At 74.3% G+C, this 10,824-nt stretch carries 10 protein-coding genes; 9 read left to right on the top strand and 1 reads right to left on the bottom strand.

Features of this window, described 5'->3' with window-relative positions:
* Positions 1 to 148 precede the first annotated feature (148 nt).
* From ACTMTU_RS35815 to ACTMTU_RS35775, 9 genes are all read left to right on the top strand, one after another.
* Positions 149 to 1,489 carry a CurL C-terminal domain-containing protein gene (locus ACTMTU_RS35815; protein WP_441267608.1) on the top strand — a complete coding sequence of 447 codons (1,341 nt, stop codon included), beginning with the start codon at positions 149 to 151 and terminating at the stop codon, positions 1,487 to 1,489.
* 42 nt (positions 1,490 to 1,531) lie between these two features.
* Positions 1,532 to 2,614, top strand: a complete 1,083-nt coding sequence (locus tag ACTMTU_RS35810; RefSeq protein WP_441267607.1) for an SAM-dependent methyltransferase — start codon at positions 1,532 to 1,534, stop codon at positions 2,612 to 2,614.
* A complete protein-coding gene (locus ACTMTU_RS35805; RefSeq protein ID WP_441267606.1) occupies positions 2,611 to 4,020 on the top strand; it encodes an MFS transporter in 1,410 nt (469 codons plus the stop codon). The genes ACTMTU_RS35810 and ACTMTU_RS35805 overlap by 4 nt, the downstream gene beginning before the upstream one ends.
* Positions 4,021 to 4,079: 59 nt before the next feature.
* A complete protein-coding gene (locus ACTMTU_RS35800) occupies positions 4,080 to 4,829 on the top strand; it encodes a GNAT family N-acetyltransferase (RefSeq protein WP_441267605.1) in 750 nt (249 codons plus the stop codon).
* 47 nt (positions 4,830 to 4,876) lie between these two features.
* Positions 4,877 to 6,196, top strand: a complete 1,320-nt coding sequence (locus tag ACTMTU_RS35795; protein WP_441267604.1) for an ATP-grasp domain-containing protein — start codon at positions 4,877 to 4,879, stop codon at positions 6,194 to 6,196.
* Between the two features lie 185 nt (positions 6,197 to 6,381).
* Positions 6,382 to 6,753 (top strand): cupin domain-containing protein, encoded by a 372-nt coding sequence (locus ACTMTU_RS35790; protein WP_441267603.1) that lies wholly within the window; start codon positions 6,382 to 6,384, stop codon positions 6,751 to 6,753.
* Positions 6,750 to 7,778 (top strand): pyridoxal phosphate-dependent aminotransferase, encoded by a 1,029-nt coding sequence (locus ACTMTU_RS35785; RefSeq protein WP_441267602.1) that lies wholly within the window; start codon positions 6,750 to 6,752, stop codon positions 7,776 to 7,778. Before ACTMTU_RS35790 ends, ACTMTU_RS35785 begins: the two co-directional genes overlap by 4 nt.
* Positions 7,775 to 8,506, top strand: a complete 732-nt coding sequence (locus ACTMTU_RS35780; protein WP_441267601.1) for a GNAT family N-acetyltransferase — start codon at positions 7,775 to 7,777, stop codon at positions 8,504 to 8,506. Before ACTMTU_RS35785 ends, ACTMTU_RS35780 begins: the two co-directional genes overlap by 4 nt.
* Before the next feature lie 65 nt (positions 8,507 to 8,571).
* Complete coding sequence (locus ACTMTU_RS35775; RefSeq protein WP_441267600.1) at positions 8,572 to 9,984, top strand: KamA family radical SAM protein; 1,413 nt, start codon at positions 8,572 to 8,574, stop codon at positions 9,982 to 9,984.
* Between the two features lie 51 nt (positions 9,985 to 10,035).
* Here ACTMTU_RS35775 and ACTMTU_RS35770 read toward each other — a convergent pair.
* Positions 10,036 to 10,824: RNA-guided endonuclease InsQ/TnpB family protein (locus ACTMTU_RS35770; RefSeq protein ID WP_441267599.1), on the bottom strand; the 789-nt coding region annotated here is incomplete at its 5' end.

Raw genomic sequence — 10,824 nt, 5'->3', positions numbered from 1 at the left:
ACCTAACAGCCGCCACTGACGACGGAAGAGAGTGCAGGTCAGAACAGATGCGCAGAGAACTCCGCCGCTTCGCGGCTCCGTCCCAAGGACCCATTCCTCCCCGCCCTGGAGGGCGTGGCACCCTGGGAGAAATCCGGTGAACGCGGCGATGACGACGACGTTCTTGACGGGGCCGGACGCGCCGCGGGTCCTGGCCGTCTCCGCGCGGGACACGGAGACGGCCGCGGCCGCGTGCGTGCGGCTCGCGCAGCGGCTGGAGCAGGACCCGTCGCCGGCGGTGGACGACGTGGCGGCCACGCTCGCGCACGGGCGGGAGCGGTTTCCCGTACGGCACGCGGTGATTGGCACGGACCCGGTCGAACTGGCGGCCGCGCTGCGGGAGTCGGCCGACCGGCCGCGCCCGGCGGCGCCGGTTCCGGCGCTGGTCCTGGACCTCGGGGACGGCTCGGCGCTGCACGGCGGCCCGGAACTGCCGCAGGTCGCGCAGGCGTCGGCCGTGGCGGGCGATCTGTCCCTGCCCGCCGGTGCGGACCGCCTCGCGGCCTGCACGGCGGCGGCCCTGCACGGCATGGGAGCGTGGCTGGCGGCGCACGGGCTGCTCCCGGACACGGTCCTCGGCCGGGGCGCGGGCGCGGCGGCCGCGGCGGCCCTGCGCGGCGAGCTGCCGCCGGCGGACGCGCTGCGGGCGGCGGCGACGGGCGCGCGGGTGCCGGCGGCGGGGGCGCTGCCGGACGGCGCGGTGGTGCTCCGTGTGGGTGTTCCCGCGGGCGACCGGGCCCCGGCCCGCCGCACGGGCGGCGGTAGCGGGGGGTTCGGGGACGCGGACGGTGCGGTGTTCGCACTGGACCCGGCCGATCCCGCCTCGTACGCGCGGGTGTTCGCCGGGCTGTGGGAGCACGGCTTCGACGTGGACTGCACGCTGGGGCGGGCGGGGCGGCGGGTGCGGCTGCCCGGTTATCCGTTCCGGCGCTCGTGCTCCGCGGCCGGCATCGCACCGCCGGCCGGGCTGCGGGCCCTGACCCCGCACGAGCAGCGGTGGCTCTTCCACGATCTGGTGCGCTCGGGCAGCGCCGCCGAGCACGCGCTGTGCGCGACGGCCGTCCTGCCGCGGCCCGCGCCCGCCGTTCGGGAGGCGCAGGCCGCGCTCGGCGCGCTGCTGGACGCCCGCCCCGCGCTGCGCACCGTCTTCACCCGGCACGGCGGGCGCTGGTACGCCCGTGCCTCGGCCCGGCCCGTGCCGGTGACGGTGCTCGCCCCGGACGACGGCGCCGACCCGGTCGAACGGGTGCGGGCCGCCGTGGCCGGACAGACCTTCGCCGCGGCCGACGTGCCTCTTGTGCGTCTGGCCCTCGCCCCGGCGGGCGAGGGCTGGGCGGTGGCCCTCGCCGCCTATGCCCCCGTCGCCGGGTCCTCGTCCGCGGACGAGCTCCTCGCCCACTGGGCCGAACTGGCCGGCGCCGCCGCGCTGCCGGCCGCCGCACCCGCCTGAACCTCCCCGTCCACCCTCGTCCGCACACCGGAAGGACCCGCCATGACCGCCGCCCTGGACCATGCCGCAGCACCCGCAGCGCCGGCCGCCGTACCCGCCGACTGGGCAGGTGCCGCGCCCGCCCCGATAGGCGTCGACCAGGCCTTCAACGGCTACGTCGCCGCCACCGTCGTCCACGCCCTGGACCGGCTCGGCATCTGGGACCGGCTGGAGCACGACCCACTGCTCGACCTGCGTGCCCTCGCCGCGGAGACGGGACCGGCCGTGCGCGAGCGGGTGCTGCGCGAAGTGGTGCGGGCCGCCGCCGGCTGCGGCTGGCTGCGGCTTCAGGACGACGGCGGCACGGCGCTGCTGACCACCGCCGGCCAGGAGATGATCCGCATGCGCGGCTACTTCACCTGGGGGGTCGGCGGTTACGCCGAGGTGTTCGCCCAGGCGCACCGGATCGTGTCCGGGGAGGCGGAGTTCGGCACCGGTGTGCTGCGCGACGAGGCGATGGTGGCGCTCGGCTCCGGGCAGAACGACCGCTCCTTCATGGCGGGCACCCTCGACGAGGTCCTGGCCGACGTCGACTTCTCCACCCTCGCCGACCTCGGCAGCGGGATCTCCGCCCGGGTCAGCCGCGTCGTCGGCAACCGTCCCGGCACCCGCGGTCTGGGCCTGGACATCAGCGGCCCGGCCACCGAGCTCGGGCACCGCACGATCGCGGAGGCCGGGCTGAGCGGCCGGGTCGAGGCCATCAGGACCGACGTGCTCGACGTGTGCCACCGGGCCGCGCACCGCGACAAGCTCGCCGAGGTCGACACGGTGATGAGTTTCTTCCTGCTGCACGACCTGCTGGCCGACCCGGCGACCCGCCCGCACACCTTCACGCGGCTGCGCGAGGCGTTCCCGTCGGCCCGCACCTTCGTGTTCGCCGACACGATGCTGCGCCCGGACGCGGAAGGCGCGCAGACGCTGCCGGTGTTCTCGCTCGGCTACGAACTGGCCCACGCGCTCATGGGTGTGCCGCTGCACACCAAGGAGACGTACGAGGAGTTGTTCGCCGCGGCCGGCCTGGTGCCGCGCCGCACCGTGCCGTTCGGCACCCCCCACTCGTGGCTCTACGTGCTGGAGGCACGATGACCAGTCCCCTCGCCCTGCTGCGGGAGTTCTCGCCGCGCACGCGGGTCGTCCTCGCGGTCAACGCCGTCAACTCCTTCGGCGGCGGCCTCGTCCTGCCCTTCCTGTGGATCTATCTGAGCGATGTGCACGGGCTGCCCGCCTGGGTGCCCGCCGTGACCCTGGCCGTCCAGGCGGCGACCGCGGTCGCCGGCGGGCTGCTGTGGGGGGCGCTGCTCGACCGGTTCCCGCCGCGCACCACGGTGCCGCTGGTGATGGCCGTGGCGGGCGCGGGCACCGCCTTGTACGCGCAGGCGGACGGGGCGGCTTCGGCGCTGGTCGCGGCACTGGTGTACGGCTTCGGGATCAGCGGCGTGGGCACGGTGCTGCGGTTCCTGTACGCGGGGGCCGCCTCCGCGCGGGAGCGCGGTCTCGCCTACAGCGCCGACTACGCGGTGTTCAACGCGATGACCGGGCTGGGTGTCCTGGCCGGCGGTGTGGTGGCGTCGATGGACGCCGGGTCGCGGGCGGCCCGGTTCGCCGCGCTGTACCTGGCGGACGGGGCGACGTTCCTGCTCGCGGGGGCCGTGCTGTTCTGGCTGCTGCCGAAGGTGGTCCAGGCGGGCGAGGACAAGGGCGCGCAGGGGGGCCGGCGGCCGGCGGGCTACCGCGAGGTGCTGAGGCACCGTCATATCGCGGCGCTGCTGGGCGCTCTGGTGGTCTGCTCGCTCGTCTCGTACGGGCAGTTCCGCTCGGGTCTGCCGGGCTATCTGACGCAGGGCGGTGCGCTGGGGCCCGAGGGCATCTCCGGCGCGTTCGCGGTCAACATCGTGGTCGCGGTCGGGGCGCAGTTCCTGCTGGCCGAGCGGATCCAGAGGATCCGCCGCTCCACGGTCCTCGCCGTCTCCGGCGCGGTGTGGGCGGCGGCCTGGGCCCTGGTGGCGGTCGCCGGGTTCGGGCACGGTTCGGCGGCGCTGACGCTCGCCCTGGCGGGTGTGGTGCTGTTGTCGGTGGGCGAGGCGCTGGTCTTCCCGGTGGTGACGTCGCTGCTGAACGATCTGGCGGCCGAGCAGGTGCGGGGCAGGGTCAACGCGCTGCTGTCGGTGGCGATCTCGACCGGTTCGGTGGCCGGTCCGGCGCTCGCCGGCGCCACGCTGCCGTGGGCGGACGGCATCGCGTTGATGGCGGTGCTGCTGGGCGGCTGCGTCGGGGTCGTCGCGGTGGCGGTGCGGCTGCGTACGGGGTTGAGCGCGCAGGCGGACCTGCCGGCACCGGAGCCCGAGGCCGAGCCGGAGGCGGAGGCGGGGGTGGAGGAGCCGCGTCCGGCGCCGCCGCAGCCGGAACAGCCGCAGGCCGAGCCGTCGCGTTCCGGGCAGCCGGTGCCGGCCGGCGCGGCCCGTCCCGCCGAGAGTGCCGTCTCACCCGTGTGACGGGCCCGGCCCGGCGTCCCCCTCATGTTTCTTCCGTCCCGACGAGGTGCCGAACAACGATGATGAACAACTGGCCGCTCACCGGTATCACGGTGCGCACAGGGCGCGTCGAGCTGCGCTGGCCGACGCCCGAGGATCTCGACGCGCTCGCGGACCGGGCCGTCGAGGGCGTGCACGCACCGGGTTTCATGCCGTTCTTCTCGCAGTGGACGGACGGCACGCCGGCCCAGGTGGCCCAGCGGGTGCTGCAGCGTCACTGGAAGGCGATGGCGTCCTGGACGCCCGAGGACTGGACGCTGTATCTGGTCGTCGTCGCCGACGGGCAGGTCGTGGGTTCGCAGAGCCTGGGCGGCCGGGACTTCGGCGTCACCCGTGAGGTGCTGCTGACCTCGTGGCTGGCGCTCGGCCGGCAGGGCGAGGGGCTCGGCGGGCATGCCAGGGCCGCGGCGCTGGAGCTGGCGTTCACGGGGCTGGGCGCCGAGCAGGCGTTCTCCGTCGTACGGCGCGGCAACGACGCCTCGCAGGGTGTGTGCCGCAAGTTCGGCTTCGAACGGGACGGCAGCCAGGTCAACGCGGTCCGCGGCGAGCAGGTGGTGAGCGACCGCTTCCGGCTGACCCGCTCCCGCTGGCAGGCGCACCGGCGTATCGGCGCCGAGGTGCACGGCGTGGCGGACGCGCTGCCGTTCTTCGGCGCGGGCGCCGCCCCGGCCGCGGGGGCCGCGCCGTCCGGTGCGGCCGAGGGCGTGCCGCTGGCGAGCGTGCTGTCCGGGGTGCGCTTCGCGGAGGAGTCCGACCAGAGCGCCGCCTGAACCACCGCCCGCCTCTCCCCCGTCCCTCGAAGTGAAGGAGCCTCCTCATGGCTCAGCGACGCCCGCTCGTCGCCGTCGTCTACGACCGTGGCTCGGCCTCCCCCCTGCACATCGTGGAGGGTCTGGAGGTGCTGGGCGACGTGGTCCTGGTGCTGTGCCCGTCCCCGCACAGCGACGAGGTGGCGCCGCTGGCCGAGGAACTGGCTCCGGTGGTGCGGCTGGATCCGGCGGACCCGGACGCGACGGCCGCCCGGCTGCGGGAACTCGCCCCGGACGCGATCCTCACCTTCAGCGAGTCCCGGCTGCCGGAGACGGCCGCGCTGGCCGCGCGCCTGTCGCTGCCGTTCCACTCGCCGGCCACCGTGGAGCTGCTGCGCGACAAGTACGCGCAGCGCACAAGGCTGCGGGAGCGCGGCGTGGAGGGGGTGCGGTCCTTCCTGCTGCGTCAGGCCGGTGACTGGCCGGCGGCGCTGTCGGCCGTGGGCCTGCCGGCGGTCCTCAAGCCGGCGCGCGGGGAGGGCAGCCGCAGTACGCATCTGGTCACCGACGCCTCACGGGGGGCGGAGCTGGCCGCCCGTCTGCTGTCCGGCGGCGCGGCGGCCGGGGACGCGGAGGACGGGCCGGGTGAGAGTGCGCTGGTGCTGGAGGAGTATCTGCGCGGCCGGGACTGCGGGCCGTTCGGCGACCACGTCTCGGTGGAGTCGGCGGTGACCGGCGGCCGCGTCTCGCACTGGGCGGTGACGGGGAAGTTCCCGCTGGCGCCGCCGTTCCGTGAGACCGGGCACCTGCGGCCGGCGCCGCTGGAGGAGGCGGAGCGGGAGCAGGTGCTCGGTCTGGTGAGCGGCGCGCTGCGGGCGCTGGAGGTGACGACGGGTGTCACGCACACCGAGATCAAGCTGACGCCCGACGGGCCGAGGATCATCGAGGTCAACGGGCGTCTGGGCGGGTTCCAGGTGCAACTGGCGCATCTGAGCGGCGACTTCGACGCGGTGACGCTGGCCGGGCGGGTGGCGCTCGGTGAGGACGTGTCGCGGCTGCGGGCCCCGGACGGCCCGGTGGTGTTCACCCGGTCGGTGCCCTCCCCCGCCGGCGGCGGGACCTTTCTGGGGATGCGGGGGCTGCGCGAGGCGCTCGCCGTGGACGGAGTGGTCGGTGTGGTGGCCCGGCACGCTCCCGGCACGGTGCTGCCGGCCGGGGTGGACACCGGTGAACTGGCCTGGGTGGAGGGCCGGGTGGCCGACCACGGCGCGATGTTCGAGGCCGTCGAGCGTGCTCTTCAGGCGCTGTCGTTCACGTTCGCCGGTCCCGGCGGCGCACCGGAGACGGTGTCCGCGGCGCCCGCCGCCGGGCCGGTGCCGGCCCGGTGAGCGGCCGCGGCCCGCGGCGCTTCCCGCGCTGCGGCCCCTCCCGTCGCGGCGGGCGCCGCTGTCTGCGCTCCGGTCCCTCTCGCCGCGCGGGCCGGTGCGGCCGGACCGCAGCTCCAGTCCCGCTCGAGCCGGGTCGTGGAGTCTCACCACCGTCGAGGTCCGTAGCCGGAAGGGAAGGTGGCCCTGTGGCAGCCGCTGAGATCCGTACCGACGTACCGCAGTTCCTGCCGGTCGCCGGTCATCACGAACCCGCCCCCTTCTATCTGACGGCCGACATGTTCGGCGGGGTCCCGGTGCAGGTCGCGGGCGGCCCGATCGACCACCTGGTGGGCCGTCCGGTGGCCGATCCGCACCGGCACGAGGTCGCCGAGATCTACTTCCTGGTCTCCCCGCGCCCCGGTGGCGCCCGTATCGAGGTGACGGTCGACGGCCGGACGCATCAGCTGTCCTCCCCGGCGCTGCTGCACGTGCCGGCCGGGGCCGAGCACCGTTTCGTCACCCTGGAGGCGGAGCCGGGCAGTTACTGCTTCGGCATCCTGCTGGGGGAAGCGGCATGACCACGGCGCCGGCCCGCTTCGCACCTGCCCGGCTGCACCTGAGCGAGAACGCCTACGGTCCCAGCCCGATGGCCGTGCGCGCGGCGCACGAGGCCCTCGATCCGGCTTCCGTCTACCCCGATCCGGGCCGTGCCGTGCCGGTGGCGGCGATCGCGGAACGGGTCGGCGTCGGGGAGGCCCAGGTGGCCGTCGCCAACGGCAGCGACGAACTGGTGCTGTTGAGCGCCCTCGCGCTGGGCGACCGCGGCCGGCCCGGGGTGACCTCGGCCGGGACGTTCCCCGGCTACCGCATCTGTCTGACGCAGGCCGGGCGTGGCTGTAGGGAGATCCCCCTGCGGGAGGCGCAAGCGGACGCCGAAGCGATCGCCGCCGCCATGGAGCACGCGGGCATCGTCTACCTGTGCCACCCGCACAACCCGACCGGCGCCGTCCTCGACCGGGACCGGTTCGGCATGCTGGTGGAGCGTGCGGCGGTGACCGGCACGCCTTTGGTCGTCGACGAGGCGTACCTGGAGTTCGCCCCGGCGGGCACCCCGCAGGTGCGGGACCACCTGGGCAGCGGGGCGCCGCTTCTGTCGCTGCGCACGTTCTCCAAGGCGTACGGTCTGGCCGCGCTGCGGATCGGCTACGCGGTGGGCTCGCCCGATCTCATCGCCGCGCTGCGCGCGGCCCAGGCCACCCTGCCGTTCAGCGTCAACACCGTCGCGCAGGCGGCCGCCGTGGCCGCGCTCGCCGACCGTCCCCACCTGGACGAGGTGCGCCGGCAGAACGCGCTGCGCCGCGCATGGTTCCGCGGCACGCTCCGCTCCCGCGGGCGTACGTCGCTGCCGTCGGCGACCAACTTCGTCGCCGTCGCGGTCCGCGACTCCGCCGCCGCGGAGCAGCGGCTGGCCGCAGAGCACGACATCCTCGTCCGCGACGCCGGACGGTTCGGCTTCGCCGGGCATCTGCGGGTCTCCCTGGGGCCCGTCGCCGATCTCACCCGGCTGCTGGACGCCCTCGACGTGATCGACCCGGTCCGGTGACCGGACCCGCACCCGTACCGCCTTCACAGGAGCACCCCGTGACCCATGCAGTGATCGTCAACACCCGGCAGCAGTACGCGGTGTGGCCCAGCGGCACCGGCCTGCCGGCGGGCTGGCAGGCCACCGGCTGGTCGGGGGGCGAGCAGGCCTGTCTGGACCGGATCGCAGAGCTGTGGACCGACGGCCGCCCCACCCCGGTGCGGCGGGCCGCCGCCGAGGACGCGCGGCGGCCCGCCGTGCAACTGCTGGCCACCGCACGGCTGTGGCTGCGTGAGGTGCTGCCCGAAGAGGCGCGGCAGATCGCCGCGGGCGCGGACGCCGGACTGAACTGGCTGGGCGGCGCGCCGAGCGAGCAGACCCGTGTCGCGGCCCGCATGCTCGACAGGGCGGCCGGTGCCGGCGCGCATGTGGCCGCCTGGGGCATGTATCTGCTGTTCCGGGCCGAGGACGCCCTGATCGTCGGCGCGATGGGCTTCCACGGGCCGCCCTGCGACGGCAGCGTGGAGATCGGCTTCGACCTCGCCGAGCAGGCCCGCGGCCACGGCTACGCCACCGAGGCGCTGGGCGAACTGGCCCACTGGGCGCTGGGCCGGAGCGGGGTGAACACGGTGGTCGCCACGACCACCGAGGACAACACCAAATCCCAGCACGTCATGCGGCGGGCGGGCTTCGAGCTGCTGGACGGGCGCGACGCCGAGGGGCTGCTCGTCTTCCGGCTCTCCCGCTGAACCGGCGCCCCCGGCCCCCTTCTTTGTGACGTTCCGACGAACCGAAGGCACAACACCCGAGGAGCATGGTGTCCCGTCCACTGAGCACCGGGTCCGTCACCGCGGACACCGCCGCCGAGCCCCTCCCCCAGCCGTACGCCTATGCCCGGCACGAGGCGGTGGAGCCGGACTGGCGCCGGTTCCCGGGCTGGCGACACGTCACGGACGAGCAGTGGCGCGATCCGCAGTGGCAGCGCGCGCACTGCGTCAAGGGTGTGAAGGACCTGGCCCGGGTCGCCGGTGGCGGCCTGGACGACGCGTTCTACGCCGATCTGGAGGCCGACCAGCGCGAGCACGCGACGATGCCCGTCCTGCTGACGCCGCACGTGCTGAACACGATGGCGCCGCACACGGCCGTTCGGACGGCCGCCTGGTACGAGGACCCGGTGCGCCGCTACATGCTGCCGCTGGCCTCCGACCGGCATCCGCTGTGGCCGAGCCATCCGCTGGCCTCCCGCGACTCGCTGCACGAGGCGGAGATGTGGGCGGTGGAGGGGCTCACCCACCGCTATCCGACGAAGGTCCTGGCCGAGCTGGTGACCACCTGCCCGCAGTACTGCGGGCACTGCACCCGGATGGATCTGGTGGGCACCTCCACGCCGCAGATCACCAAGTACCGCTTCGTGCTGCGTCCGGCCGACCGTCTGGACCGCATGATCGAGTATCTGCGGGCGACGCCGTCGGTGCGCGACGTGGTCGTCTCCGGCGGGGATGTGGCCAACGTGCCCTGGCCGCGCCTGGCGTCGTTCGTCGACCGGCTCCTCGAGCTGGACTCGGTGCGCGACATCCGGCTGGCCAGCAAGGGGCTGGTGGGCCTGCCGCAGCACTGGCTGGCCGGTCAGGTCCTCGACGGTGTCGCCGCGCTGTCCGCCAAGGCACGGGAGCGCGGCGTGTCGTTGGCCCTGCACACCCACGCCAACGCCGCCCAGCAGATCACGCCGCTGGTCGCAGAGGCGTCGCGGGCGCTGCTCGGGGCCGGTCTGCGGGACGTGCGCAACCAGGGCGTGCTGCTGGACGGGGTCAACGCCACGCCCGAGTCGCTGCTCGACCTGTGCTTCGCACTGCTGGATTCGGCGCAGGTCATGCCGTACTACTTCTACCTCTGCGACATGGTCCCCGGCGCCGAGCACTGGCGGCTGCCGCTGGAGCGCACCCAGGCGCTGCAGCGTTCGATCATGGGCTATCTGCCCGGGTTCGCCACGCCGCGGCTGGTGTGCGACGTGCCGTACGTCGGCAAGCGGTGGGTGGACCAGGTGGACGGCTACGACCGTGAGCGCGGGATCTCGTCGTGGACGAAGAACTACCGTACGACGCTCGACCAGGACGACCCGGCCGGTCTGGAGCGGGTGCACCACTACTACGACCCGGTGCACACGCTGCCCGAGATCGGCCGGCAGTGGTGGACGAGCGCCAGTGCCCTGATCTGCGGGGCGTCTTGACGTCCTCCCCGCCCTGAAGGGCCGGGATTCCTAGCTCACTTCGCCTGACACCTAGCAGGTGGCAGGGCTCACAAGATCAGCACTAGCCGGGTTGAGACCAGCCCGGACGAGCATCACGCGGGCGGAGTTCTTGTCCCTGGGGGACACGGTTCCGCACGCGGTGCACGAATAGATTCTCTCAGAGAGGGGGAGACGGTGCTTGGCTCTCGCTCCGCAGTGTGCGCAGTCCATGGTGGTGTGCGCGGGGTGGACAAGGTGCACGGTCCTGCCGTGCTTGCGGGCCATCTCGATCAGGGCCTGCTTGGTGGCGCCGATCGCGGCGTCGGCCGCCTTGCGGGACATGTTCCGGGACTTGGCGAGGAACTTCGGCTTGAAGTCCTCGACGGCGAGGTGGTCGAAGTCGCGGACGATCCGTTTGGCCCACTTGCGGCCGGTGTCCTGGCTCCGGCGGGCGATCTTCTTCGACACCTTCGCCGCCGCCCGCCGGGCCTTCTCGTATCCCTTGGTGTCGGGCCGGTTCTTCGGCGTTGCGCGACGGGCCATCATCCGCTGGTACCGGGCCGGCTTCGCGGCGGCCGTCTTCCCGTGCTCGGCGTGCGGCAAGTCGTGGGCGTCGGACGTGGTGGTCGCGGTCTCCTTCACACCCCAGTCGATCCCGATCACCGCACCGGTCTTTGGCAGAGCCTCGGTCACAGTGGGGATGACGAAGCCGGCGTACCAGTGCCCGAGGCTGTCGCGGTACACACGCACGCTGGACGGCGGTTTGGGCAGCTGTCGCGACCACACCACCGTCACAACGATCCCGCCCGCCAGGTGCAGACGGCCGTCCTTGAGCCGGAA

Origin of the sequence: Streptomyces sp. OZ13 (assembly GCF_052068155.1) — a bacterium.
Lineage (GTDB): Bacteria > Actinomycetota > Actinomycetes > Streptomycetales > Streptomycetaceae > Streptomyces.
Note: the sequence above shows the minus strand (reverse complement) of the source record. Positions and strands in the feature narration are given on the sequence as shown.

Coding starts and splice junctions, on each gene's coding strand:
- ACTMTU_RS35810 (WP_441267607.1), top strand. CDS start 1,532: ATGACCGCCGCCCTGGACCATGCCGCAGCACCCGCAGCGCCGGCCGCC.
- ACTMTU_RS35775 (WP_441267600.1), top strand. CDS start 8,572: ATGGTGTCCCGTCCACTGAGCACCGGGTCCGTCACCGCGGACACCGCC.
- ACTMTU_RS35785 (WP_441267602.1), top strand. CDS start 6,750: ATGACCACGGCGCCGGCCCGCTTCGCACCTGCCCGGCTGCACCTGAGC.
- ACTMTU_RS35800 (WP_441267605.1), top strand. CDS start 4,080: ATGATGAACAACTGGCCGCTCACCGGTATCACGGTGCGCACAGGGCGC.
- ACTMTU_RS35795 (WP_441267604.1), top strand. CDS start 4,877: ATGGCTCAGCGACGCCCGCTCGTCGCCGTCGTCTACGACCGTGGCTCG.
- ACTMTU_RS35815 (WP_441267608.1), top strand. CDS start 149: ATGACGACGACGTTCTTGACGGGGCCGGACGCGCCGCGGGTCCTGGCC.
- ACTMTU_RS35805 (WP_441267606.1), top strand. CDS start 2,611: ATGACCAGTCCCCTCGCCCTGCTGCGGGAGTTCTCGCCGCGCACGCGG.